Here is a 25,917-nt window from a genome sequence, read left to right as displayed (position 1 = left end):
ACTGCGCTCCGTATTCCCTTACGTCTGAAGCTCGCTAACAGATCCGGGGCAGTTGCTCACCCGTCAGCATGTCGACGATTCGCTGTCCACCGAACACCGTATGCAACACCACGATGCCCGCAGGCTGCGCCACTACCTCGCCGATCACAGCCGCCCGCGTGCCCGCCGGGTGCGCATGCATCGCCGCGAGCACGCTTGATGCGGCGTGTGCGGGAACTATCGCAACCAGCTTGCCTTCATTCGCCAGATACAGCGGATCCAGGCCGAGGATCTCGCAAGCGCCCTTCACTTCCTCGCGGATCGGCAGCGCGTTTTCCTGGATGCGGATCGCCACACCCGACGACACCGCGAACTCGTTCAGCACCGTCGCTACGCCGCCGCGTGTTGCGTCACGCATGCAGTGGATGTCCTTGCACGCACCCAGCATTGCATCGACCAGTGATGCGAGCGGCACGCAATCGCTTTCAATATCGGACTGCAACGCAAGCTGTTTTCGCGCGACCAGAATCGCTACGCCGTGGTCCCCGAGAAACCCGTTCACGATCACCACGTCGCCTGGCTGTGCGCGCCGCGCCGATATATTCACGCCGGGCGGCACGACGCCCACGCCTGCGGTGTTGATGAAGAGCTTGTCCGCGCAACCGCGCTCGACCACCTTGGTGTCGCCCGTAACAATAGACGCACCTGCTTCAATCGCGACACGCTGCATGCTTGCCGCCACGCGACGCAGAACATCAACCGCCAGGCCCTCTTCAATTACCATCCCGCACGATAGAAACAGCGGTTTCGCGCCCGACATGGCGAGGTCGTTGACCGTGCCCGATACCGCCAGCGTGCCTATGTCACCGCCTGGAAAAAACAACGGGTCGACGACGTAGCTATCGGTAGTGAACGCGAGCCGGTCGCCGAGACGCGCGAGGTCCGCAAGCGGAAAAACCGCCTGGTCTTCGAGCGCGGCGAGCGTGGGGTTGTCGAAAGTGGTGACAAATACGTCCTCGATCAGATCACGCATCGCCCGGCCGCCGCCGCCGTGCGCGAGATTGATCGTGACATCGCGTAGCCTGCCGATCCGGTCGTTCATGCTCCCACTCCCGGGTTGACCACTTCCGGCGTGACGCCCTTATGAGCGAACAACGCCGATGTATCGATGCGTGCATAACGGTAATGCGCCGCGCACGCGCCTTCGCTCGATACCATCAACGATCCGAGCGGCGTCTCCGGCGTGCAGGCAGTACCGAATACCTTGCACTGCTGCGGCTTGATCACGCCCTTGAGCACTTCCCCGCACTGGCAGGATTTTGGATCGGCGATCTTCAGGTTCGCGACAGGGAACTTGCGCTCGGCGTCGTAAGCGGCGAAGCGTTCGCGTATCCGAACGCCGGAGTGATCGATCGATCCCAGTCCGCGCCACTCGAAAAACTCGCGCAACTCGAACACTTGCTCGATCGCCGAGAGCGCCTGTGCATTGCCGTCTTCCGGCACGATCCTGCCGTACTGGTTCTCCACTTCGCAGCGACCTTCGGCAATCTGCCGCAGCACCATCCACACCGATTGCAGCACGTCGAGCGGTTCGAATCCGGCAACCGTAATCGGCCGCCGGTAATGCTCAGCGATAAACCGGTACGGCCGCGTGCCGATCACCATGCTCACGTGCCCCGGTCCAAGGAAACCGTCGAGATGCAGGTCGGGGGAATCGAGGATGGCCTTGATCGTCGGAATGATCGTGATGTGATTGCAAAACAGCGAGAAGTTATTGATGTGTTGGACGTGAGCTTCCAGCACGGTCATCGCGGTGCTCGGCATGGTGGTTTCAAAACCAAGCCCGAAGAAGATCACCTCCCGATGCGGATTCGCACGCGCAACAGCCAGCGCGTCGAGCGGGGAATAAACCATCCGTACATCTGCTCCATCGGCCTTCGCTTTCAGCAAGCTCTTGCGCGAACCGGGAACGCGCATCGCGTCGCCGAAGGTCGTGAAGATCACTTCAGGCCGCTCGGCGAGCGCCACGCAGTCATCCACGCGGCCCATCGGCAACACGCAGACCGGGCAACCGGGGCCATGAACGAATTCGACCTCGGGCGGCAGCATCTGGTGAATCCCGTACCTGAAGATGGAATGCGTATGGCCGCCGCAGACTTCCATGATCTGCAACGGCCGTTCAAGGCCTCCACGATCGTGCACGATCCGCTCGACCAGTCGATGGATCTCATGCGTGAGCGTACGGGCTTTCTCCGGATCGCGGAATTCGTCGACGTATTTCATGACACGCGCTCCGCTGCTGCTGTGTCAGGGACACTCAGGCTGCCGCGTTCATCGGCGAGCAGCGTATGAACCAGGTCCCACAGGATGTGGTAAATCGCGACGTGGGTTTCCTGGATCCGATGAATGCTGTCGCTCGGCACCACGAGGCAATGGTCGAGCGCGCCGCGCGCTGCCATCTTGCCGCCGTCATGCCCGGCCAGGCCGATGGTCACCACGCCCATCTCGCGCGCTTTTGCGAATGCGGCGAGCAGGTTGTCCGAGTTGCCGCTGGTGGATATCCCGATCAGCCCGTCGCCCCGGCGCGCCTGCGCCACCAGTTGCCGCACATAGATATGCGCGAACCCGACGTCGTTACCGACGGCCGTCATCATGGCGGTATCGGCGACGAGGTTGACTGCGGTGAGCGCCGGACGCCCGGCCGTTACCGGATGCAGGAACTCCACCGCGATGTGTGCAGCGTCGCAACTCGAACCGCCGTTGCCCATCGAAAAGAGCCTGCCGTCACGGCGATAAACATCCGCAATCGCATGCGCTACGGCGACCACGGCAGTGGCGTTATCCGCGAAGAACACGCGCTTCGCGTCGATGCTCGCCTGCGCCTTCTGCGCGACCGATTCGAGCAGCGCTGCGTCGAGTTTCGCCGCGTCCTGATGCTCGCCGTGAAGGAATGGATACAGGCCATGTAGCGCCCGATGTTCAGTCATGGCGCACTCCGTCGCGGTGGTTGAATGTGTCAGGAGGTGGCGGCTCACCGCCTCCCTCCATCATCGCGGCCATCTCTGCCTGCGCTTCGCCAAGTTCACGCAACAGAGCAAGCGTGCGCATGGCTTCGGTTTCGTCGAGACGGCTCATCGCGAAGCCGACATGCACCAGCACCCAGCCGCCGACACATGCGGACGGCGGCCGGTCGTCATCGACGATGAACGCGATGTTGATGATCCGCCGCACCCCGCCTACATCGACCAATGCGAGGTTATTGTCCGCGTCGCTGATCTCGACGATCTGTCCCGGGATGCCTAAGCACATGACCTGCTCCGTGGTTCAACCAATGCGGACGAAAGAGCACGCGCGGCGGTGATTGCCGCTTGCCCGAACGCAATGCCACCGTCATTGGACGGTACCTGGCGATGTGCCAGTACATTAAAACCGCATGCCGCGAGGCGTGCGGTGAGTTGTTCAAACAACACGCAGTTCTGCATGACGCCACCGGAGAGCGCGACGGTACGGACCTGCGTGGCTACAAGCAAACGACCGGTCATCTGAACGATCGCTATCGCAAGACCTTTGTGAAAGCGCGCGGCCATGACCGGTACAGATGTGGCGCGCAGCATGTCGTCGAGCAGCGCGATCCACATGGAGGTCGGGTCGATCAACAGCGAAGTATCCTTTTCCGCGATTTCGAACGGATACGCCCGCGCGTCGTCTTCATCGTGGAGCGTGCGAGTATCGATCATCGCTTCGAGTTCGATCGCGGCCTGCCCTTCGTATTGAACGCGTTCGCGGCACACGCCGAGGGCCGCAGCGACTGCATCGAACAGACGTCCTGCCGAGCTTGCAACGGGGCTATTGATCCCGCCGTCGATCATCTGATCGAGCAGCGTCAATGGACGGTCGGAAAGGAAATGGTGGAGATCGAGCTTCGCGTATTGCTTCGCGAAACGCGGCCATCCGAGACTCGCGCACAGATGCGCGTACGTGTTGCGCCACGGCTCATAGACCGCGTACGCGCCTCCGGGTAGCGCGACCGGTGTGAAGCTCGCCAGACGCTTGAAATTCACGTAGCCGCCGAGCAAAAACTCGCCGCCCCACAGCGCGTTGTCCAGGCCCATGCCGAGCCCGTCGAGCACAATGCCAAGAACGTCGGTGCCCAAGCTGACATCATTTTCCGCAAGACATGCCGCGAAGTGCGCATGATGGTGCTGGATCTCGGCAAGCGGTAAATGCCGCTGCTGTGCGATATCGATACCGAGCTTGCGCGACAGATAGTCGGGATGCAGGTCGACCGCGACGAAACGCGCTTCATGTTCGAACAGATGTTGATAACGCGCAAGCGACAGCGTGTAGTCGCGATATGTCTCGCCGTTCTCCAGTTCGCCGATGTGATGCGACACGACCGCTTCGCCATCGCGCAGCAGGCAGAAGGTGTTTTTCTGCTGAGCGCCCATCGCGAGGACTGGCGGCGCAGCAGCAAAATCATGCGGCAAACGCAGCGGCGCAGGGGCATAACCACGCGAGCGGCGCAGCAAACGCGGTACGCCGCCCATGACTCGCGCGACCGAATCGTCCACTCGCCGGGCAATGTCGCGGTCGTGCATCAGCCAAGCGTCGGCCATACCTGCGAGACGCTGGCGGGCCTCGTCGTTATCGATGCATTGCGGTTCGTCAGCGAGATTGCCGCTGGTCAGCACGACCGGGCCATCAAGCGATTGCATCAGCAGATGATGCAGTGGGGTTGAAGGCAGCATGAAACCCAGCGTCGCGATACCCGGCGCAGCGCCCGGAAACGGATCGCGTGTACCTTGATCGATCATCGGCATGATCACGATAGGTCCGGCTGCGCTTTCAAGCAGGACCTCGTCTGCTCCGCTCACCAGACAATAGCGTTCGATCATCGCCACGTCACGCGCGAGCAGCGCAAACGGCTTGCGCTCGCGATGTTTCAGCGCGCGTAATTTCGCAACGGCAGCGTGATCTGACGCGGCGCATGCAAGCTGAAAGCCGCCAAGCCCTTTGATCGCGACTATCTTGCCGCGCTCGATAAAGCAGCACGTGGTATCCAGCGGATCGCCTTCTGCAACTGAACCGTCGGCCAGCTCCAGCCACGGACGAGGCCCGCAAGCCGGACATGCAATAGGCTGCGCATGAAAACGCCGGTCGTCCGGATCGTCATATTCACGCGCGCAGGCGTCACATAACGGAAACGCCGCCATCGTCGTGTTCGGGCGGTCATAAGGGATTGCCTGGACTATCGACAAGCGCGGTCCGCAATGCGTGCAGTTCGTGAACGCATAACCATATCGACGGCTCGACGGGTCGAACGTTTCGTTGATACACGCCCGGCACGTGACCGCGTCCGGCACCACGCCGGTATGCGCATGACCGCTTGCACTCGCGACGATCCGAAAGCCACCGGAAGGCGGCGGCGTCTCGCGCAATGCGTAACGTTCGATCGCATCTATCCGCCCGAGCGGCGGACAATCGCTGCGCAAGCGTTCGACAAAATCATCGAGCGTACTTGTGTCGGCCCATGCGTGGATCAGCACACCTTCGCTGTCGTTGCCTACATCGCCGCTCACGCCGCAAGCGTGCGCAAGACGCCATACTGCCGGCCTGAACCCTACGCCCTGCACCAGTCCGCGCACACGAATGACCTCTCCGGCCGGGGATATCACGGACGGCTCGTCGCTAACCGGCGGCAGGCACAGGCTCATGGCCGTACCCTTCACATGTTGCGGATACGGATATAACGGCGGATATCCTTCATGTTCGCCGCAACGCCAACGATCAGCCCGGACAATAACAAGTACTTCAGCAAGAGCTTCATCATGCTCTCCAGTGGCCCTGCGGCATGCTCCCGGCGTTGACCACGGTGGTCTGCGCCTGCATGCTTTCGATCATTGATTCGATGGTGTCTACTGCTTCATCTACCGCCGCCGCAACGGGTGCGCTCAGTCCCATGCGACCCTCTTGTCCATCCTCCGTGCCGAGACTTTCCGGCTCACAACCGATTAGAACAATACGTCCGACTTCACCGCCCATCGCTTGCACGGCCTGAAGGACTTTCGCCGGATCGAGATCATGCGGCGACAACAAGACGGGCGAAGCATCGCCTTGAAAACCTTCCCCCATGTTCGTAACCGATGGCTCGATGACGTACAGCGTGCCCGGCGCTCCGCCCCGATGCGTTGCATCGACGAGAATGGCAAGGTCCACGCCGTCCAGCAGCGCGTAATACAGATCGATCCCCCGGATTCCGTAGTCGATCACCCGCCCATCCGGCGGCCACGCGTCGGTGTGTCTTTCATGCAAACGCCGCACGACTTCAACGCCGAAACCATCGTCGCCCAGGAAGACGTTGCCCACGCCCGCGACCAGGATCGACGTCATGACGGCCGCTCCTCGCGCAGCGGTTCCATCTCGTCGGGCGCGAAAAAGAATCGGTGACCCGGCATGCGCGCCAAGCCAAAGTCACGCCCGGGATCGCAGTCGATCGTCACGGCCACGTGAACGTGATCCTCGAAATCGCGCTCGATCGATTCGATGGTCGCTATCTGATCGCGCAAGGCCAGGTCGAAGATATCGGCGCGTGCATGGGGATGCAGCACGACGCGCGAGCCGACCTGCAAGGCCACGCCGTTGACATTGACACAAGAAAGCCGCGGCTTCGCGTCGAGCGCGGCCCAGGGCGCCGTGTCCTCGGGGGCCTCTCCTGTTTCCTCGGACACGTCGGGACAACCCCGGCCCATCCCGGTACCCGCCCGCACTTCACGCAAGGTCCCATGGAGACGTTGCATGTCGTTCGCGGACAGATTTTCCGTGCGTTCGAGCAGCGCGCGTGAGCGTTCATCGCCTGCGGCCATCTCGCGCTTTTCGGCGTCGGTCATGGTGAGGATTCGCAGCGTCAGGATCTCGTCGATCTCGGTCGCGTCGAAGAGATCGCCCGCGCTTTCCGGCGCGACCTGCGGGTAGTCGTAGAGGATGATCGGCGCCGCGAGCATGGTGTCGTGGCGTTCACCGGAGCCGACCAGCACGGGCCATAAGCCGATGTTCTTGCAAGCCGCAACAGCTTCCGCCAATTCGTCCGGTGGCTCGATCGAGGAGACGAACGCCGCGCCCTCCAAGGCCAGTACCGCATGACACGAAAGCAAAGCGAATGACGAGGCGGCATCGCGATTCAAACGCTGCGGTTCGTCAACCGGCGTCGCGTTGACTATGCGGACCGTAAGCCTGAAGGTGCGTTCATCGATCCGCGTCGCGCAGCATTCCACCCGGCCAACGATGGCCGCCCGCGTGCGCACAAGCGCACCGCGCACGCGGCCATCCGTTTCCACGAGCGGTTCAGCAGTGCTGCTTCCGGCCAGAGAAAACGGCAGGCGTAACCCCTCGGTACACAATTCGCCAAGCGACAATACCGGGACCTCGACATGCTGCTCGCCGGCTTCCTGCCATGCGTCCAAACGCCGTCCACCCACTTCCAGCGAAGTTACCGACCTGGACGACAATTCATCTAGCCCAGTCCACGCCGCCGCGGGCTCGTTCAACTCACGCACGTCGCGTTCGATCAGATGCAGGAAGCACGGGCGCACCGTCACCCGTGCTTCATAGTCGCCTTCGATCACGCATTCGGTCTGCATCATCGATGCATCGCTGCCGGACCAGTCGGCCCACACTTGCGGATATACGCTCCCAAACGTCCAGCGCTGCCGATTCTTCACCGAGGACGGTCTATACGGGTAAAGCATATATCCCTCGTACAGCACGGCCTGAACGATCCCATCGATGGCGTTCATTGCAAGCCTCCCTGCGCGGGCCACGCCTGTTCGCTGCGGGTCTCGTCCAGCAGGGACGTAAGTGCTTCGTCACAGCCGGTCAAGCCTCGCTCGATCCGATAACGCTCCAGCCGCTCGAACACGCCGCGCTGCACGCACATCCATGCGGTGTTCGGGTAGTAGTAGTCCCGCATCGCGCGCCAGGTTGCGACCGGCAGGCGGAACGCGGTTTCCTTGTGCCACGGAACACGCGCGACTTGCAGCGTGCCATCGCTCTCGCGATAAAAAATCGTGCCGCTGAATTGCAGCATCAAAGGAATCTCTCCCTTTCCATCTGCCAGCGCATCGAAATACTTCGCCGCCGCGACATTGAAGTCGAACGTGCACGGCACCGAAAGATCGACCGTGCAGGACTCGGTGAAAGAAGGAACAGCCGCATTCGCGTGGGTCCACAGAAGGGTCCGCAACGTCTGCGACCAGCGCTGCGGTACGCCGAACAAGTCGCTGAGCCGCGCCTGATCGACCGGCTCGTAGGTGCGCCGGGTCGCTTCTATCTGGATCTGGCAATGCAGCGCGAGGCTCGCGATTTCCTCCTCGGCGGCCGACCCGTTCGGCGTGCTCTTATTGGTTACGCGCAGCTTGAACAACAGCAACGGCGAAACCGAATGCAGCGCGACCTCAGCACCCTCGACGACGAAGTCAAGATCAGGCATTCGGCACTCCCTCGGGCAAGCGCTCGCCCGCTTTCAGCGCCGCAAAACACGCGTGGATCGCGCGCCATGCATCCACGCCGCCCGACACTCCGCGCCAGCGCGCCCGGATCACGCCGGTCAGCGCATAACACTGGTCGATAGGCACGCGGTAATGCTCACGCGCCCCTTCCACGCGATTCACCAATAGCGCTTCGACATCGGGTTCGAGGGTATCGAGGATCGGGTTGTCGGCAACCAGACGGTCCCACGCGCCCAGATCGAGCGATGACTGCATCGCGCCGGCAGCGCCCGGGTACATCGCGATCACGCGTTGCGCCGCCGAGTCCCTATAAAAAAACGCAATGCCGATCGGGATCGCCAATGCGTCCCATTGTTCATCGCTCAGATGAAACTCCCTGAGCCAGCGAACGTTTTCCGGCACCCGCTTATAACGCGCGTTTTGCTGGTTCCCGAACAGCAACGCGCATGCGCGGCAGCAGCAACGCAGCGCGCGCTGTTCCAGCTCGACCACATGAGGATGAGTCCCGTCGAGCGGTTCGCCGCACAGTTCGCAGAGAACAATCTGCGGCGGCCGGGCGAACGTGCGCAGCGCAGCTACCCAGCCACGTTGCCCGTGTTCCCGAGGTCGCCCATCCATGCGCGCATTCATGATGTTGGCAGCGTTGCGACAAACCGCAGCTCGTGGACATTGACGTCCGGTATCCCGTCAATTTCAATGCGCGCCACGTCCGGCGCCTGTTCAAAAATCGCCCGCTCGATATCGTTCTGCACATCGGCGGGGGTGACATGCTTGCCAGTCAGCACGCCCGCCAGACGAACGCGTACCAGGTCCTCCCGCGCATCGACCAGTTCGATCCTTACGCCTTGCGCACCAAGCGGCGCCCGCAGTCCTTCGACCGCATGCGCGACGCGGCTACCCAGATCCTGCGGATGCAACCCATGCAGCAACAACAATGCGCTGACCTGTTTGTCCTGCATCAGCCGGGCGACGATCGGACCATCAGCGCCATCCGCCTCGGTCACGATCTCGGCCAGCCGCGCAAGACCGCTTGCATGCAACTCGAGCACCACCTGCAACAACGCCTGCGCAATATCGCGCGCACGCGTGTCGTCCAGTGTCGCCAGTGCTGCAATCAGTTCGTCGATGCGCCGTTGTTGTTCTTCAAGCACGCGCGCGTCGCTCATGAGTGCCCTCCCGGCTTCATGCCCGGCGGAACGCCGAAGGTTGGCGAATGCGCGACATCGACGGTCTTGCCATCTCCGACATACATATGGACACCGCACGGCAGGCAAGGATCGAAGCTGCGCACGGCCCGCATGATGTCGATACCCTTGAACTTGTCCGGCCCGTTCTCTTCGAAGATGGGCGTGTTTTGTACCGCGTCTTCATACGGTCCGGGCGTGCCGTAGATATCGCGCGGATTCGCATTCCACGGGGTCGGCGGATATGGATGATAGTTCGCTATCTTGCCGCCCTTGATCACCAGGTGATGCGACAACACCCCGCGCACCGCTTCATGAAAACCGCATCCGATGGCTTCGTCGGGCACCTCGAACGGCGTGAATGTGCGTGTATGGCCCGCGTGCAATTCAGCCAGCGCCTTCTCCGCGAAATGCAGCGCGCACGCTGCCGCATAGGCCTGGAAATAGGTCCGCGCGCGGTCACGTTCAATCGCGTTGCTCCACTTCGGGATCTTCCATTCGAACTCGACCTCCGGTTTGAGCGCTGTCTTCGGCAGATAGATCTTCACGCTGTGACCCGTCGACTTCACATAGCCGATATCCACCAGGCCCGCGAGCGCGGTCGTCCACAGCCGAGCGATCGGACCACCGCCGGTATCGAGCGCGAGATAGTCGCCCGTGCGCTTGTCGTACCAGCGCGGCGACATGACCCACGTGTAGTTGCCATCGAACTTGCGTTTCTGCGGTCGCGGCAAGGTGGTCTGGTTCCACGGATGCTTGCGATCGATAGGATTGCCCAGCGGGTCTTGCCGGACAAAAGTCTCCTCATGATCCCAGTCTTCGTAGAACGAGCTGCCGAGCAAAATCCGGATGTTCAGGTTGATCTCGACCAGATCCGTGGTCACGAGTTCGCCGTCCACCACCACGCCCGGTGTGACGAACATGCTGCGGCCCCAGTCGGTCATCGACTTGTAGTTGTAGTCGCATACATCGGGGTCCTGGAACGACCCCCAGCAGCCCAGCAGGATGCGCCGGCGGCCGACTTCCTCGTAACCCGGCAGCGCTTCATAAAAGAAATCGAACAGGTCGTCATGCAGCGGCACGACCTTCTTCATGAACTCCACATACTTCATTAGCCGCGTGATGTAGTCGGTGAAAAGCTGCACGGTCGGTACCGTCCCCACTCCACCGGGATACAGCGTCGACGGATGCACGTGCCGCCCTTCCATCAGGCAGAACATCTCGCGCGTATAACGGCTTACATGCAGCGTCTCGCGATAGAACTCGCCGGTGAACGGATTCAGCGCGGTCATGATGTCCGCGATGGTCTTGTAGCCGTGAATCTCCGCGTGCGGCGAGGCGGTCTTCTGCGCTTTCGCCCAGACGCCGGGGTTGGTTTCCTTGACCATCTGCTCGCAGAAATCCACGCCGACCAGATTGTCCTGGAAGATATTGTGATCGAACATGTACTCGGCCGCTTCGCCGAGATTGACGATCCATTCCGCTATGTTCGGCGGTTTCACGCCATAGGCCATATTCTGGGCATACACCGAGCAGGTTGCGTGATTGTCACCGCAGATGCCGCAGATACGGCTGGTAATGAAGTGCGAGTCGCGCGGGTCCTTGCCCTTCATGAAGATGCTGTAGCCGCGAAAAATCGACGACGTGCTGTAGCACTCGGCGACCTTGCGCTGCTCGAAATCGATCTTCGTATAAATGCCGAGACTGCCGACAATCCGCGTGATCGGGTCCCAGTTCATCTCGACCAGTTTGGACGGCTGTGACGCCGTCCCCGACTTCAATTCAGGTGCTGCAATGTCCGCCATGACCCCCTCCTGGATACTTCTGTCTCTCACGCAAACCGCTGCGATGCCAGCCATCAACCGCGGTTTCCATACGTGTTCCGCGAAGCCGTTCAGCGACGATAGCCAGTCGTCAGCGTGGGACGGTTATGCCGCCATTTCGGTTCCTGATTGACGGTCGAATTGGTCAGCTTGCGCAGGCTGCGGATAAGTCCGCCGTAAGACTTGATGAGATTCGACGAGAGGACCGCACCCGGGGGCTCGTCCATGAACGGCATGAACTTGTCGGGGAATCCGGGCATCGTGCAGCCGATACAGATTCCGCCGACGTTCGGGCACCCGCCCACGCCGTTGATCCAGCCACGTTTTGGAACGTTGCAGTTGACCACCGGCCCCCAGCATCCGAGCTTGACGATACAGTTCGGACTCCCATATTCCTTCGCGAACAGAGCCTGCTCGTAGGAACCCGCGCGGTCGCAGCCATCGTGCACGGTGCGCTGGAACAGCCACTTGGGACGAAGCGCGGCGTCCAGCGGAATCATGGGAGCGAGGCCCGCCAGTTGATACAGCAGGTATAGCAGCGTCTCCATGAAGTTGTCGGGTTGAACCGGACAACCCGGGACGTTCACAATAGGCAGGCCTGCCTTCGACTTCCAGTCCCATCCAAGGTAGTCCGCGAGGCCCATGCAACCCGTGGGGTTGCCTTCCATTGCATGAATGCCGCCGTAGGTCGCACATGTGCCCGCACCGACCACGGCCAGCGCTTTAGGCGCCAGGCGATCGAGCCATTGTGGAATCGTGATGGGTTCATGCGTGTCGGGATCTGTTCCCATGGCCGCCCAGTACCCTTCTCGATTGATCTTCTCGTTCGGGATCGAGCCTTCCATGACCAGCACGAAGTTATCCATCTCACCCCGCGCCGCAGCATGAAACGGCGCCATGAATTCCGCGCCGTTTTCATAAGCCAGCACCGGATTGTGCAGATGAACCTTCGGTAGTCCGGGAATTGCGCCGAGCAGCACGTCTTCAATGCTGGGCTGCGTAGCGGCGGTAATCGATACGGAATCGCCGTCGCAACCGAGGCCCGCAGTGATCCACAGGACATGTACTTCTTTCAGTGCCGGGGCGTGTTGAGTCTTGCGGCCATAGGGAATGGCGCTTACCGGATCCATGATGGAACCTCCTCGCCTGCTGGCGAATGTGTGACTCCCCCGCGGATTGCAACGTGTCGGTTGCCGGCCGTGGCGGGGAACCGCCTTTGGCGAACAAGGCGGGCGCGGCGATCAACGGATTGTCGCCATCGGCTGTCTGTTCGCTCGTCTCTCCGGTTTGCGTTGGGGCGATAGTTCGACCGTAATTAACCCTATCGCCTGCATGGCCGTGTTTTTTTATTCCCTTAAATATAGTTCGTAACGCCGGTCAATCAACCGGTTTCTGCAAAGGTTTTCCCGGATCGGGTTGCCGGAATGCATCGGTCACGACGGAGCCGGCCGTTTTAACAGGCGATGCGTCTGTTCAATGGTTTGTCTCAGCAACTATTGCATTCGAAGGCTTTTAACGTTTGCGCGGCAGCGGCATTATTTGCCGCTGCCGCTGGTGCTATCTCGACTCAGGCGAGTGCCGGTGTATGGAATCATGCGCGGGCATCGGCAACCGGTCGCGTGGGTCCATCCGGTTACGGCCATTTTGTGAGCCGACCAAGCCGCAGGCTCCTGGTCGTTCTGACGCGGAAAGCGTGCACGCCTTCGGTCCGCACGCCCCCCCAGCAGGCGACAGCAGCCACGATCGAAACGACGATAGACATACGGCGGTCACGTGGATATCGCATGATCCGACTCGCCATCGATCCGGGACAATGCGCGCGCCACGGGTGTTTTTTGCCGCGACACATCCCGCTTCCTAAAGTATTGGTAAGTTGTGCCGTAACCCACGTAATGGAGTGTGATCTTAGACTGCCTCCGGCTCCGGGATCCATCCTGAGCGGAAAGCGCTCCCCCGACAGCGGAGCGCCTCGCCGGAAGCATGTATGCCGTACGCAATCCAGCCACTATCGAGTGTGGCATTGATCCTCTCATCGGCGCTCGGCGACTCGTTGCTGATGATGACCGTGGCACGCAATCTCGGATTGAACGGCGTGTCCGTCACGGTGTTCGGCCAGCAAATCAATAACATGCGGAGCTGGTTTCCCGGCGTGGATATTGAACCCGAACTGAAACCTGACGACTGCGCGGAGAAACTGGCCCGCTTCGACACCGTGATCCAGCTCCACGCCAACAAGCCGTTTGTGAACCTCGATCAGTTGCACCCCAGAGTCATCGTCCTGGCCCATCTGTGCAGCGCCAATTCGACGGAGTCCATGGCCGAACGCCTGACCCGCTTCTGCCGGGATGGACTGCGCCTCGCCCTCGTCGACAAGGGCAACGGCATCACGCCTGTGCCTGGTCTTACGCATCGCCAGCGCTCACTGCGCGTCGCGATCCATCCCATGGCGAGCACGACCGATAAATGCTGGCTGGCGTCGCGCTTCATTGGGCTTGCGATCAAGCTGCGGGACAGCGGCTTTGACCCGCAATTCGTCGTGGCGCCCGAGGAACGCGCGCACTGGACCCATATTGAACAACTCGGGCTTACGCTCGCCGATCTCGGACCGCTCGATCAGGTCGCCGCGTGGCTCTACGAGTGCGGCTGGTTCATCGGCAATGATTCGGGTGTGGGCCATCTTGCGTCGAGCCTCCAGATCCCCACGTTATCGCTTTTCATGCGCCGCGGCACCGCTCGCACATGGCGTCCGGGCTGGGGCGTGGGCCAGGTGCTGATCGGCAGCGCGTATCTGCCGACCGGACGGCTCAAGGAGCGTTACTGGAAATACATGCTGTCGGTCAACAAGGTGTCGAACGCGTTCGACCGGCTGCGCGCACTCACTGCCAACGCATGACCGCATGACCAACCCCACCCGTCCCTCGTCACTTCCGCCTGGCCCCTTCGGGCGGGTCGCGTTCGTCACGTCCAACGCGATAGGCGACACGCTGGTATCGATGGTGATCGTCAGGAACCTGATCGACAACGGTATCGATGTCACCGTGTACGGCACGCCCGCCCATGCGCTTCGGAACTGGTTTCCCGGCGTCACTATCCTTGCGCTGCCGCAGGACAACCTCGCCACTGCGTTCGCTCAGTACGACACGGTCTTTCAGATGCAATGGAACCAGCCGCTGCGTGATCTTGTCGATGTCCATCCTCACGTGATCACGCTGCATGACGTCGAGTTCGGCGACCGTCCGGGCTGCATGGCGCAGCGCTTCGCTGACTTCTGCCGGGACGATCTGGCGTTGAATGCACCGGTGCTGGATAACGGGATTAGAGCGCCTGCGAGCCTCGTGCATCGCAGGAATAACAAGCGCGTGATGATTCATCCCGAGGCCAGCACCGAGGACAAACGCTGGTTCTCGCACCGCTTCGTGAGGCTCGCTCAGCGCCTGCGCAAGCGCGGTTATGACGTGCAGTTCGTGATCGCGCCGCATGAGCGCGAACGCTGGCGCGATCTCGCGACGCTGGATATTCCAGTGCCCCATTTTGAGAACCTGCACGAGCTTGCTTGCTGCGTGTACGAGTCGGGATGGTTTATCGGCAACGACTCGGGCATCGGCCATCTCGCGTCGAATCTCGGCATTCCGAGCCTGAGCCTCTTCCGGCGTCGGCGGGTAGCCGAGCGGTGGCGGCCCGCGTGGGGTGTGGTCGATGTGGTGTTGCCGTGGCAGTGGGTGCCGAGCGCGTATCTGAAAGAGAAGCTATGGCGGCAAACGCTGACGTGCAACCGCGTGCTGGCGGCATTCGCGCGGCTGACCCGGCAGGCAGCGCGCACGCACGGCTAGAGGGAGTGGTTGGGGGAGTGGTTAGAGGAAGTGGACAACGCAGTGTCTAAGCGTAGCGGCTCACCGCAGAGAGTTGCTTCCACGCTGGCTCCGGCGGCATGATATCGAGTTCGTCGCGACCCATGGGAGCGGCGCTCATCCCGGACGGGGTGAAGACATAACCGCGCCCGCGGATGGTCTGGATCAGGCGAGGCGTCGACGGGTCGGGTTCGACGATTCGCCGCAACCGGCAGACCAGCACGTCCAGCGAACGGTCGCAATGCCCTTCGCCGGCGCCGCGCAATTTGTCGGCGATGGTGCGTCGGGACAGCACCTCGAGCGGGTGTTCCGCGAAGAGGCGCAGCAACGCGAACGTGCTCGAATGGAGGGCAACGGGCACGCCGTGGCGGGTCAGAATGCGGGCCCGGAAATCGAAGACAAAATCGCCGATGTTGCACTGTCCTGTGGCATTCGCGGGCGTCTTGGATTTATGCGGTGCGCGGCGCAGCACGTTCTCGACTCGCGACAGCAGTTCGCGTGGATTGCAAGGCATCCTTACGTAATCATCGGCGCCCAGTTCAAGGCATACGATCAGTTCCACCGAGTCGATCGTGCTCACCGAGTCGCCGATCACGATCACGGGCGTGTCGTGGCCCGCCTGTTGCAGGGCTCGCAGGACGGCCGACGCTCGCATGTCGGGCAAGCCGTCGCGCAGAACGATCAGCGCCGGGGCGTCGTGCTCCATGCGCTGGATTAAGGTGCTGCCGCTGGTTAGCGTATGGACGTCGATGTAGCGGCTTTCCAGGGCATCGCGAAGGTTCCCGTGGATCGACGGATTGGTCTCGACAAAAAAGATGCGTGTTTTCATTTGTGTGTTGCTCAGCGGCGGGAGGGGGTCGGGGAGGGGTGAGTGCCCGGGTGTAGGTTGTAGGGGTTAGTGGTCGGGGTTGATGCCGGGGTGGTCGGTTCTGGGGTTAGTGGTCGGGGTCAATGCCGGGTTGGTGCTTTCAGCCGTGGTGGTCTGCATGACTCGGATTTTCTCTTTATCACTGTTAGCCACTGTGCGTGGCGGCACGTCATTTCTTTGTCCAAAGCGACAAAGAAACGAAGCAAAGAAAACGCTTTAACCGCTCTACCCTAAGTGTCCACAGCGTGCAGTTTCTATTCATAGGTGCCCCAAAAGCACGGTGCTCGCCAGAGCCACGGATGTGTGAACCCCTCCTTCTCCGAACACCGATACCCACACGCTTCGCCACCAGTGATTGAACCTGCCCAAGGAGCACCCCGCGCTATCCGCGTGAACCACCCACCGAATTTTTACGCATAACGAACCATGTAGCCAACCCGGCAAGAAACAATGCGGCACAATGCGTAAGGCCGTAACCGACGAAAATAGCTGTACAGAACGCGCAGCCAATTCACAAAAACTGAAGCAGTAAACACAAACACGCATGAAACTGTGGCGGACGAATACGGTCGCACAGACCAGGTACCTAACCTGTCAAAAAGCCGCAGCCGTAAATACCTGTAAGACCGTATGGGTTCCTTAGCAATTGTGCTTGCCCGAGAGCGTACGGGGCGAAGCGTGTTCGTGTCGGGATTCGCGAGAAGGAGGGGTTCACACATCCTTCGCTCTGGCGAGCACCGTGCTTTTGGGGCACCTATGAATAGAAACTGCACGCTGTGGACACTTAGGGTAGCGTGGTTGAAAGCGTTTTCTTTGCTTCGTTTCTTTGTCGCTTTGGACAAAGAAATGACGTGCCGCCACGCACAGTGGCTAACAGTGATAAAGAGAAAATCCGACTCTCGCAGACCACTACCGCCGAAAGCACCAACCCGGCACCGACCACCCCACCCCTGACCCGCCCCCTACCCCCTCGGCAATACCACCCGCACCGGCAACTCCCGATCATCCATCACGAGGTACTGCTGTCCGTTCCTGTGCGAACGCATACGCCGACGAATTTCATCCTCCGACGCGTCGCCCGGCACCGCCATACACGAGTATTGCCCTTCGCGATTGACCCATTCCACAATCCTGCAGCATTCGCCCCACGCCAGCGGCAGCGTCTCCGACACCCGTGCACCACGCAGCTTGATGACCGGTTGCGCAGCGCTCGCGGAGGCGGCCTCCGGTGCCTTCACCACCGGCCGGTAACCATCATCACGAGACGGCGACGCGATGCGCCCAAATACCTTCGACGAGGTACGCTGAACGCTCGAAGCGGTTTGCATGTGTTCTCTCCAGAATCGACAATGAATCGGCAACTGAGGGAATCGGTTCGAATGACCCCATTGACAGGATCGAATACTAGTCAGGCATCACGCACTGACAATGAACAAAAGAAGGAGAAATCGTGGAGGTTGCGCGGGAACGTCGCACGAACGTGAGTCAGCTTCCCTGTTTCCACTAGAATCCGCGAATGCACAGCGAAACACATAGCGAACCACTCGGCACGACGGCAGGCTCCATCACCCGCCCAACACCACGCCGCAGCTCGCGTAACATTTTGAAAGCACTTGGAACCCGCTCCCGCGCGCGGGCAGGCAAGATTCGCTTCGGCATTACGTGGAAGATGTTCCTCGCGGTGCTGATCGCCTGCCTGACAATTTCCCTCACCATGGGATACGCGCTGCGCCTGAGTTTCGAGAACGGCTTCCTGCATTACGTCCGCGCGCGCGACGCCGGGCGGCTCAACGCCGTCATGGCGAAGGTGACGGCCGAATACGCCGCCCACGGCAGTTGGAATTTCCTGCGTCAGCATCCCGAAGAATGGATAACGCTGCTCGACGCCGCACATGATCAGGCCCTCAGGCAGGAAATGGTCGAGGCGCAAACGAACAAACTTCCAAGCTGGCGCACCTTCCCAGGCAGCGCCAGCGTGCAGCAAATGCTCGGGCCGCTCTCGGGCAACGAAGAAGGTTCGCACTGGGGCATGCGCCTGCCTGTCCCCGCGTTCGCCGACTCGGGCGTGGCGGCAAGCCGCGACCGCAGCGCCGGACGGGACGTGCCATTCGATGAACCGTCCTACGAACGTCCTCCGCGCCCACTGATGGGACGTGGAGGACGGGGCGCGCCCCAACCCGCCACGCTCTACGACGCCAACCATGACCTGGTGGCCACGACTGACTCCGAGCCGCCGCCCGACGCCGCCCTCAAGCCAGTGGTCTACAACGGCAAGATAGTCGGCTGGGTCGCGGCCAACGCGCCCAATACGCTCTCCGATGCCGCCGATATCGCGTTCCAGGCCCAGCAGGCCCGTGCGACCTGGGAAATCGCCGGCGTGGCCGTGATCGTGGCTGCACTGGTTGCCATGCTGCTTGCGCGGATCGTGCTGGCGCCGGTCAAGCGCCTGATGATCGCGACGCACCGGCTGGCTGGCGGCGACTACACCACGCGTGTTGCCGCCGGGCGCCGGGATGAGCTGGACCGGCTCGCGGGCGACTTCAATGTGCTCGCGGATTCGCTGCAGCGCGCGGAACGCTCGCGCCGGGATTTCATCGCCGATATCTCGCACGAATTACGCACGCCCCTGGCGGTATTGCGCGGCGAACTGGAAGCGATCGAGGACGGCGTACATGCGTTTGATCGCCATTCGCTCGCCTCACTGCAAACCGAAGTCGCGATGCTGAACAAATTGATCGAAGACCTGTACGAGTTGTCGTTGAGCGATGTCGGTGCGTTGAGCTACCGGAAGGTGCCGGCTGACATCGGACAGTTGGTGCACGCATCGGTCGAAGCGATGCGGGAATCATTCAGGGCCAAGCAAATCGCATTGAGCCTGACGCTGCCGGAGCCGTCGGCGCAAGAGTCGGCTAATGGCGCGGCCGGCATGATCTTCCAGGTCGATCCCGCGCGCTTTGTGCAGTTGCTTAAAAACCTGCTGCTCAATTCGTTGCGTTATACCGACCCGGGCGGAAGCGCGTGCGTCTCGGTGACGGTCGGCCCTCGTGGCTGGCAACTCGATATCCAGGACTCTCTGCCGGGCGTACCCGCCGAAGCGTTGCCGCATTTGTTCGAACGCTTATATCGAGTCGATGAATCGCGTAGTCGCCAAAGCGGTGGCGCGGGCCTCGGTCTGGCACTGTGCCGCGCCATTGTGACCGCCCACGGCGGGACCACGATTGCCCGGCCATCACCGCTTGGCGGCGTCTGGATCACCGCGCATTTTGAACCCGAAGGAGGCGTGGCATGAGTACCGAGCGACGCGGCGTTCGAATCCTGATCGTCGAGGATGAGCCGAAGCTGGCGGCGGTCATGGCGGACTATCTGCATATCGAAGGATTCGAAACCACGTCGATCAGCGACGGCGCCGAAGTGATCCCGTTCATTCGCACCACCCCGCCCTCGCTGATGCTGCTCGACCTGATGCTGCCCGGGCGCAACGGCATGGATATATGCCGTGAGGTGCGGCAGTTCTCGACGCTCCCGGTGATCATCCTGACGGCGCGCGTGGATGAGGCCGATCGTCTGCGCGGCCTCGAAATTGGCGCCGATGACTACGTCTGCAAACCCTTCAGTCCACGCGAGGTTGTTGCGCGAGTGAAGGCTATCCTGAGACGCGCAGCCCCGCCCGCAGCGACAGCCGTACCCGTTGCAACCGGCCTTGAGGTGGACCAGCAATTTCATACCGCACGGCTCGACGGCGAGGAGCTCAAGCTCACGCCGGTTGAACTGCGCATGCTGGCATTGCTGATGAAATCGCCGGGCAGGATCTTCCCGCGTGATTACCTGCTCAACCAGCTTTACGACGATCATCGGGTCGTGACCGACCGCACCATCGACAGTCACATCAAGAACCTGCGCCGCAAACTGCAAGTCGTGCGTCCTGACAGCGAGCCGATTGTTTCGGTCTACGGCGTGGGGTATCGGCTCGAACTTTAGCGGGCGCTGTTCAACGCCCGCTCCGACCCGGTATGCGTCGTAAGCATTCAAGCACCAGCGGATTTGCTCTCTTCAATGAACGCGCGAATGACGTCGCTGAAGTTGCGATCGGCCGCCAGTCCCAGCTTTTCGCCTCGCTCCGTGTCCCAGGCGCCCGGCCAGCTCCCGACAATTTTTTCGATCTTCGGATCCGGTTGCCAGTCGATCAGCGCGGCCACCTGTTCTCCCGCCACTTCTTCCAGTGCATCGACCATTTCCGTCATGCTGACCGAGAGTCCCGGCATGTTGACGACCGGCCACGTGCCGAGCTCGGCCTGCTCAAGCTCGCAACCAGCGATCAGCGATTCAATGGCCCGCTTCGGCGACAGCAGCCACAAACGCACATCGCCTCCCACTGGACACACTGCGCGTTCGCCATTCAGCGGCTCGCGAATGATGCCGCTGGCAAATGACGATGCCGCTGCATTCGGCCGTCCCGGACGCACGCTGATGGTCGGCAGGCGCAGCACGCGGCCATCGACAAAACCGCGTCGCGAGTAATCGCACAGCAGCAACTCCGCGATCGCCTTCTGCGTCCCATAGGATGACTTAGGATTCAGTGCGGTATCGTCGCGTACGACCTCAGGCAACGTGCCGCCATACACCGCGACCGAACTGGTGAACAACACCCGCGGCGCGTGTCCAAGCGCGCGGCACACATCGAGCAGCAGGCGCGATGCATCCAGATTAATGCGCATGCCCAGTTCGAAATCCGCTTCCGCCTGGCCGCTCACGATTGCGGCAAGATGGAAGATCGCGTGAGTGTCCGCGCCGATGCACCGTTCCAGCACGCTGCGATCCGCAATATCGCCAGTTTCGGCTCGCACGCGCTGGTCGCCCAGATCCGGCGGACGCACGACGTCCAGCAGCGTGAGCCCGGTGATCGGCTTACCCATCAGCGTGCCGCGTTCGAGAAGACGGCGCGCGAGCCGTTGTCCGAGAAAACCAGCACCGCCCGTAATGAGAATGTTCATGTCGTCCTCAAGCACGTTGCAGATAAGGTTTGATCCAGCCGAGGCCGTCGGACGTCGCCGCTTTCGGCCGGTATTCACAGCCGATCCAGCCGTCGTAACCGAGCGAATCGATCAGGTCGAACAGGTACGGATAATTCAATTCGCCCATGTCCGGTTCATGCCGCTCCGGTACACCTGCAACCTGGATATGTCCGATGCCCGCATGTGGGCGTTTCATGTCGCGCCGGAGTTTGACCGCGAGGTCGCCCTCCACGATCTGGCAGTGGTAACAATCGAATTGCACCTTGAGGTTCGGCGCGCCGATCTCCTCGCAGATCGCTTGCGCGTCGGCCTGGCGGTTGAGGAAAAAACCGGGGATGTCACGGGTATTGATCGGTTCGATAACGACCGTGATACCGGCTGCGCGAGCGGCGTTCGCCGCCAGTTCAAGGCTCTTCACATACACCGCACGATGTTTTTCACGTGACTGTTCCGGCGTGATCAGCCCCGCCATTACATGCAGGGTCTTGTTGCCGAGTATGGCGGTATATTCCAGCGCTTTATCGAGTGCACGCGCGAACTCTTCCTCGCGCCCCGGCAGCGAAGCGATCCCGCGCTCGCCCGCCGCCCAGTCTCCCGGCGGTGCATTGAACAAGGCCTGCGTGAGGCCATGTTCGTCGAGCCGCGCCTTGATGTCGGCTGCGGCGAAGTCATAGGGGAACAGGAACTCCACGGCCTTGAATCCGTCCTTCGCTGCAGCGGCGAAACGGTCGAGGAACGCGTGCTCGGTGTACATCATCGTGAGGTTGGCGGCGAAACGCGGCATAACATCGACTCCTAAAATGAGTTCAGCAATTCATGAGCTTGGGCAGGCACGAGCCATGTTGAGATATCAACGATTACAAGCATGCCCGTCAACATGCTGTGCGTCAGATCCTTCATGTAAGAGCCCGCAAAGCCCGCCAGATTGCCGATCGACCTGGGCGCCGTAGGCACTACCAGCGCACGTTGAAGGTCTTGCGCAGATCTTCGATGGCGGGTTCGTCGAGCGGCTCAGGAGGCGGTGCGTTGGTCGAGCGCGCGAGCAGCCAAAGCCGTGCGGTTTCCTCAAGCTCTTCCAGCGCGTACGACGCATGGCTGACCGATTTTTCCCAGACCACAGGCCCCAGCCTTTCCAGCAGCACGGCACGCACCTTCGACGCCAGCGCCGCGACTTGTTCCGCGACAATGGGGTCGCCCGGACGCCGGTAAGCGATCAAGGGCACATGGCCGACCTTCATCACGAAGTACGGGGTGATCGGCGGCAAGACGTCGTCGCGGCGCCAGATACCGGCAAGCGTCAAAGCGACCAGATGCGTGGAGTGCGTATGGACAATACCGTGCGCGTTGCTATTGCTCTCGTAGATCCTTCGATGCAGCGCCAGCGTCTTCGATGGCTTACCGCCGGACACGTGATTCCCCGCTGTATCGACCTTGGCGATATCGGCCGGATCAAGGCGGCCGAGGCAGGCGTCGGTCGGCGTGATCAGCCAGCCGTCGTCGAGCCGTGCGCTGATGTTCCCGGCCGTGCCAACGGTATAACGGCGCTCATAAAGACTCGCGCCCGTCTCGCAGATTTCCTCGCGAATGCGGTTCTCGTTCGTCGTCATGGTCACGCGGCTCCATCGAGAGACTTCAGCGCCTTCACGAAGAAATCCTTCGTGCCGAAATTGCCCGACTTCAATGCGAGCGCCAGCGGTTCTTCGCCGATAGACTGCGTCGCCGGCACGCCGGGATCGATCTGTGCGCCAATCCGCAGCGACTTCACGCCAAGCGCCTGCACGACCGCGCCGGAGGTCTCGCCGCCCGCAACAACAAACTTCCGCACGCCTGCATCGCGAAGCCCGCTTGCAATCGATGCCAACGCTTGTTCGACCAGATGCCCGGCTTTCTCGACGCCTAGTTCCTTCTGCACGACCTTGACTTCGTCGGGCGTGGATGTGGCGTAAATCAGCACGGCTTCATCGGCATGTTTCGCCGCGAATTCCATGGCCTGTTCAACCACCGGTTCGCCGCGCGAAAGCGCGAGCGGATCGATACGAAAGCTCGGCTTCGTCGCGCGCCACTCCGCCACCTGCTCGTTGGTCGCCTTCGACGCGCTGCCCGCTAGTACGACCGATTTACCTTCGATCCTGGGCAGATCCGATGCATGGCCCGCTTCAGTCAGCAAGTTCGCCGAGCGGAAGTTCTTCGGCAAGCCGAGCGCGATACCTGATCCGCCTGTAATCAGCTTCAGATCCGCGCACGCTTCACCGAGCACGTAGAGATCGGCATCCGAGATTGCGTCTGCAATAGCCATACGCACGCCATCATTGCGCAACACCGCGATCCTGTCGCGCACGGCTTTCGGCCCTTTCGCGATCACGTCGTAAGCGATCAATCCGACCTTCGATTTCGTCTGGCGTTGCAGCACACGCACAAGGTTAGGATCGGTCATGGGCGTGAGCGGATGGTTCTGCATGCCCGACTCATTCAGCAGCACATCACCCACGAACAGGTTGCCTCGAAAGATCGTGCGGCCGTTCTCCGGAAACGCGGGACACGCGAGCGTGAAGTCCTCGCCCAGCGCGTCGAGCAGTGCATCGGCGACCGGGCCGATGTTGCCTTTATCGGTGGAGTCGAAGGTCGAGCAGTACTTGAACAGGAACTGACGGCAGCCTTGTGCGCGCAGCCATTCGAGCGCCGCCAGCGATTGCGCGACCGCTTCTTCCGCGGGGATGGTGCGCGATTTCAACGCGACGATCAGCGCGTCCGCTTCAATCTTCGTGTCCGATGCGTCCGATGCGTCCGATGCCGGCACGCCAATGGTCTGCACCGCGCGCATGCCGCCGCGCACGAGCATGTTGGCGAGATCGGTCGCGCCGGTGAAGTCGTCGGCAATGCAGCCAAGCAGCGCTTTGGTCATTGTTTGGCCCCCTTCGGTAAATCGATGCCCGGGAAAATCTTGATCACCGCCGAGTCGTCTTCGCCACCGTGTCCGGCCGTCGACGCCATCATGAACATCTGGTGCGCCGCAGCCGACAACGGCAGCGGAAACTTCGATGCGCGCGCGGTATCGAGTACGAGGCCCAGATCCTTCACGAAGATATCGACGGCTGACAACGGCGTGTAGTCTCCTGCAAGAATGTGCGGGACGCGATTCTCGAACATCCACGAGTTACCCGCGCTATGCGTGATGACGTCGTAGAGTGCGTCCGGGTCCACGCCTTCGCGAAGCCCAAGCGCCATGGCCTCGGCCGCCGCCGCTATGTGCACGCCGGCCAGAAGCTGGTTGATGACCTTCACCTTCGAGCCTGCGCCATGCTCGTCGCCTAGCCGATACACCTTGCCTGCAATTGCTTCGAGCACGTCCTCGCAGGCCTCATAGGCGGATGGGGGGCCTGACGTCATCATCGTCATCTCGCCGGATGCGGCGCGTGCCGCGCCACCGGATAGCGGCGCATCGAGCATATGCAGGCCAGCCGCTTCCACGCGCTTGCCGAGTTCGATGGCAAACGCGGGAGACACCGTCGCGCAGGCCAGAACGACACCGCCTGGTTTCATCGTGGAAACAGCGCCGGGGTGGGTCTCAGAGCCGAACAGCACGGTCTCTGTTTGCGCCGCATTGACGACAACGGTCACCACGACGTCGCACTGCGCGCCCACCTCAGCGGGCGTAGCGCAGGCAACGCCGCCCTCGCCCGCGAACGCATCGAGCACTTGCGTACGCACGTCGCAAGCATGAACCTTGAAGCCCGCGCGCAACAACGAACGCGCGACGCCCAGGCCCATTGCACCCAAGCCGATCACTCCCACGTTTCTGGACATTTCGTTATCCTTCCAATCAACTGGTCAGCAAATGCCGGCTTCCGCGAGGCGGCGGGCGGCGTTGTAAAGGTGGGTCTGCGCCGCGTTGCGCGCAGCCATGGGGTCACCTGCGCGAATGGCAGCCGCGATCCGCGCGTGTTCCTCGCGGACCTGCCGCGAAAAGTCTTCTCGCAGCGATTCATTGCGGCGCGTAACGAGCGTGCCGGCCTCGAGATACTGGTTCAGGAATGCAAGCGTGGTCAGGAAATACGGGTTGCCGGTGGCACTGGCAATCGCACGATGAAACTCGACGTCTTCAGTCACGCCGTCCTCGCCTTGCGCAACGGCGACATCGATCTGCGCCAGCTTCGCTTCGATCACGTCCATTTGCGCGTCGGTCCGGCGCATGGCTGCCTCTGATGCGACTTCTGCTTCGATCGCCCGGCGCAGCGCCAGGATCTGCACGACCGCGCCGGGTTCGACCGCTTGCGCGTAATCGATCCGCAGGGGCCTGATCCCCGCCCGCTCGACGATAAACACGCCGCTGCCCTGGCGCGGCTCGACCATACCTTCGTTCTTTAGCCGCGAAATCGCCTCGCGAATCACCGTGCGGCTCACCCCGAACTCCTGCGCGAGCACGGCCTCGGTGGGCAACTTGCCGCTTTTTACGAAGCTGCCCTTTTCGATTTGCAACTGAATTTGCTGCGCGACCGTGTCGCTCAAGGCTTGCGCAGGAATCTTGTCGAACATGCGGCCTCGGATTTGTTGGGTGATGTGGTCATCATACAAATTTCCACACTTATTGAGGCACTAGAGATAACCCTGAGGACGCGCTGTGCCGTTGGCCGATACACCTCGCCGTGTGGGCCGATCGTAATCTTTCTCACATACGCGTGAGAATTGTTCGTTTGGAGGT

The 25,917-nt window shown here is 61.5% G+C and carries 25 protein-coding genes; 4 read left to right on the top strand and 21 right to left on the bottom strand.

Annotated elements, in window-relative coordinates; all coding sequences use genetic code 11:
* Positions 1-34: 34 nt before the first annotated feature.
* From hypE to ACSQ36_RS09285, 13 genes are all read right to left on the bottom strand, one after another.
* Entirely contained in the window at positions 35-1,081 is a 1,047-nt protein-coding gene (gene hypE, locus ACSQ36_RS09345) for a hydrogenase expression/formation protein HypE (protein WP_436181709.1), read from the bottom strand.
* Complete coding sequence (hypD, locus tag ACSQ36_RS09340; RefSeq protein WP_436181708.1) at positions 1,078-2,262, bottom strand: hydrogenase formation protein HypD; 1,185 nt, start codon at positions 2,260-2,262, stop codon at positions 1,078-1,080. The genes hypE and hypD overlap by 4 nt, the downstream gene beginning before the upstream one ends.
* Entirely contained in the window at positions 2,259-2,966 is a 708-nt protein-coding gene (locus tag ACSQ36_RS09335; protein WP_436181707.1) for a D-sedoheptulose-7-phosphate isomerase, read from the bottom strand. Before ACSQ36_RS09335 ends, hypD begins: the two co-directional genes overlap by 4 nt.
* Complete coding sequence (locus ACSQ36_RS09330) at positions 2,959-3,288, bottom strand: HypC/HybG/HupF family hydrogenase formation chaperone (protein WP_436181706.1); 330 nt, start codon at positions 3,286-3,288, stop codon at positions 2,959-2,961. The genes ACSQ36_RS09335 and ACSQ36_RS09330 overlap by 8 nt, the downstream gene beginning before the upstream one ends.
* Positions 3,279-5,693, bottom strand: coding sequence for a carbamoyltransferase HypF (gene hypF, locus ACSQ36_RS09325; protein ID WP_436181705.1), 2,415 nt, complete (start codon positions 5,691-5,693; stop codon positions 3,279-3,281). Before hypF ends, ACSQ36_RS09330 begins: the two co-directional genes overlap by 10 nt.
* An 11-nt stretch (positions 5,694-5,704) precedes the next feature.
* Positions 5,705-5,809 (bottom strand): DUF6893 family small protein, encoded by a 105-nt coding sequence (locus tag ACSQ36_RS09320; RefSeq protein ID WP_419178007.1) that lies wholly within the window; start codon positions 5,807-5,809, stop codon positions 5,705-5,707.
* Positions 5,806-6,369, bottom strand: a complete 564-nt coding sequence (locus tag ACSQ36_RS09315; RefSeq protein WP_436181704.1) for a hydrogenase maturation protease — start codon at positions 6,367-6,369, stop codon at positions 5,806-5,808. Before ACSQ36_RS09315 ends, ACSQ36_RS09320 begins: the two co-directional genes overlap by 4 nt.
* A complete protein-coding gene (locus ACSQ36_RS09310) occupies positions 6,366-7,772 on the bottom strand; it encodes a hypothetical protein (protein ID WP_436181703.1) in 1,407 nt (468 codons plus the stop codon). Before ACSQ36_RS09310 ends, ACSQ36_RS09315 begins: the two co-directional genes overlap by 4 nt.
* The gene (locus tag ACSQ36_RS09305) at positions 7,769-8,464 is read right to left on the bottom strand and encodes a DUF6084 family protein (protein ID WP_436181702.1); all 696 of its coding nucleotides are present in this window, start codon (positions 8,462-8,464) and stop codon (positions 7,769-7,771) included. Before ACSQ36_RS09305 ends, ACSQ36_RS09310 begins: the two co-directional genes overlap by 4 nt.
* Positions 8,457-9,101, bottom strand: coding sequence for a DUF5947 family protein (locus ACSQ36_RS09300; protein WP_436181701.1), 645 nt, complete (start codon positions 9,099-9,101; stop codon positions 8,457-8,459). The genes ACSQ36_RS09305 and ACSQ36_RS09300 overlap by 8 nt, the downstream gene beginning before the upstream one ends.
* 8 nt (positions 9,102-9,109) lie before the next feature.
* On the bottom strand, positions 9,110-9,649 hold the full coding sequence (locus ACSQ36_RS09295; protein WP_436181700.1) for a NifU family protein: 540 nt from the start codon (positions 9,647-9,649) through the stop codon (positions 9,110-9,112).
* On the bottom strand, positions 9,646-11,472 hold the full coding sequence (locus ACSQ36_RS09290; protein WP_213763902.1) for a nickel-dependent hydrogenase large subunit: 1,827 nt from the start codon (positions 11,470-11,472) through the stop codon (positions 9,646-9,648). Before ACSQ36_RS09290 ends, ACSQ36_RS09295 begins: the two co-directional genes overlap by 4 nt.
* An 89-nt stretch (positions 11,473-11,561) precedes the next feature.
* Positions 11,562-12,620 (bottom strand): hypothetical protein, encoded by a 1,059-nt coding sequence (locus ACSQ36_RS09285; protein ID WP_213763903.1) that lies wholly within the window; start codon positions 12,618-12,620, stop codon positions 11,562-11,564.
* An 854-nt stretch (positions 12,621-13,474) separates the two neighbouring features.
* On the opposite strand from ACSQ36_RS09285, the gene ACSQ36_RS09280 reads away from it, so the two are divergent.
* Both ACSQ36_RS09280 and ACSQ36_RS09275 read left to right on the top strand, forming a co-directional pair.
* Complete coding sequence (locus ACSQ36_RS09280) at positions 13,475-14,383, top strand: glycosyltransferase family 9 protein (RefSeq protein WP_436181699.1); 909 nt, start codon at positions 13,475-13,477, stop codon at positions 14,381-14,383.
* A gap of 4 nt (positions 14,384-14,387) precedes the next feature.
* Positions 14,388-15,320, top strand: a complete 933-nt coding sequence (locus ACSQ36_RS09275) for a glycosyltransferase family 9 protein (protein WP_436181698.1) — start codon at positions 14,388-14,390, stop codon at positions 15,318-15,320.
* A gap of 46 nt (positions 15,321-15,366) precedes the next feature.
* Here ACSQ36_RS09275 and ACSQ36_RS09270 read toward each other — a convergent pair whose 3' ends face one another.
* A complete protein-coding gene (locus ACSQ36_RS09270; RefSeq protein WP_436181697.1) occupies positions 15,367-16,167 on the bottom strand; it encodes a winged helix-turn-helix domain-containing protein in 801 nt (266 codons plus the stop codon).
* Between the two features lie 1,001 nt (positions 16,168-17,168).
* A complete protein-coding gene (locus ACSQ36_RS09265; RefSeq protein ID WP_213763907.1) occupies positions 17,169-17,534 on the bottom strand; it encodes a DUF2866 domain-containing protein in 366 nt (121 codons plus the stop codon).
* A 188-nt stretch (positions 17,535-17,722) separates the two neighbouring features.
* On the opposite strand from ACSQ36_RS09265, the gene ACSQ36_RS09260 reads away from it, so the two are divergent.
* Positions 17,723-19,495: an ATP-binding protein gene (locus ACSQ36_RS09260; protein ID WP_436181696.1), complete on the top strand. Its 1,773-nt coding sequence runs from the start codon at positions 17,723-17,725 to the stop codon at positions 19,493-19,495.
* Complete coding sequence (locus tag ACSQ36_RS09255) at positions 19,492-20,184, top strand: response regulator (RefSeq protein WP_436181695.1); 693 nt, start codon at positions 19,492-19,494, stop codon at positions 20,182-20,184. Before ACSQ36_RS09260 ends, ACSQ36_RS09255 begins: the two co-directional genes overlap by 4 nt.
* Before the next feature lie 47 nt (positions 20,185-20,231).
* Here the strand turns inward: ACSQ36_RS09255 and denD are convergent, their stop codons facing one another.
* The 6 genes from denD to ACSQ36_RS09225 form a co-directional block, all read right to left on the bottom strand.
* Entirely contained in the window at positions 20,232-21,197 is a 966-nt protein-coding gene (denD, locus tag ACSQ36_RS09250; protein WP_436181694.1) for a D-erythronate dehydrogenase, read from the bottom strand.
* Positions 21,198-21,204: 7 nt separating this feature from the next.
* Complete coding sequence (gene otnI, locus ACSQ36_RS09245; RefSeq protein ID WP_436181693.1) at positions 21,205-22,002, bottom strand: 2-oxo-tetronate isomerase; 798 nt, start codon at positions 22,000-22,002, stop codon at positions 21,205-21,207.
* A 169-nt stretch (positions 22,003-22,171) separates the two neighbouring features.
* A complete protein-coding gene (otnC, locus tag ACSQ36_RS09240; protein WP_436181692.1) occupies positions 22,172-22,825 on the bottom strand; it encodes a 3-oxo-tetronate 4-phosphate decarboxylase in 654 nt (217 codons plus the stop codon).
* 2 nt (positions 22,826-22,827) lie between these two features.
* Positions 22,828-24,120 carry a 3-oxo-tetronate kinase gene (gene otnK / locus ACSQ36_RS09235; protein WP_436181691.1) on the bottom strand — a complete coding sequence of 431 codons (1,293 nt, stop codon included), beginning with the start codon at positions 24,118-24,120 and terminating at the stop codon, positions 22,828-22,830.
* Positions 24,117-25,022, bottom strand: a complete 906-nt coding sequence (gene ltnD / locus ACSQ36_RS09230; RefSeq protein WP_436181690.1) for an L-threonate dehydrogenase — start codon at positions 25,020-25,022, stop codon at positions 24,117-24,119. The genes otnK and ltnD overlap by 4 nt, the downstream gene beginning before the upstream one ends.
* Positions 25,023-25,046: 24 nt before the next feature.
* Positions 25,047-25,751 (bottom strand): FadR/GntR family transcriptional regulator, encoded by a 705-nt coding sequence (locus ACSQ36_RS09225; RefSeq protein ID WP_213763914.1) that lies wholly within the window; start codon positions 25,749-25,751, stop codon positions 25,047-25,049.
* Between the last annotated feature and the right edge of the window lie 166 nt (positions 25,752-25,917).

This window comes from Caballeronia sp. LjRoot34 (genome assembly GCF_964253815.1).
In the GTDB taxonomy this organism is placed as follows: Bacteria; Pseudomonadota; Gammaproteobacteria; order Burkholderiales; family Burkholderiaceae; genus Caballeronia.
The sequence above is the reverse complement of the archived record's forward strand: the minus strand, read 5'-3'. Positions and strand labels throughout refer to the sequence as shown.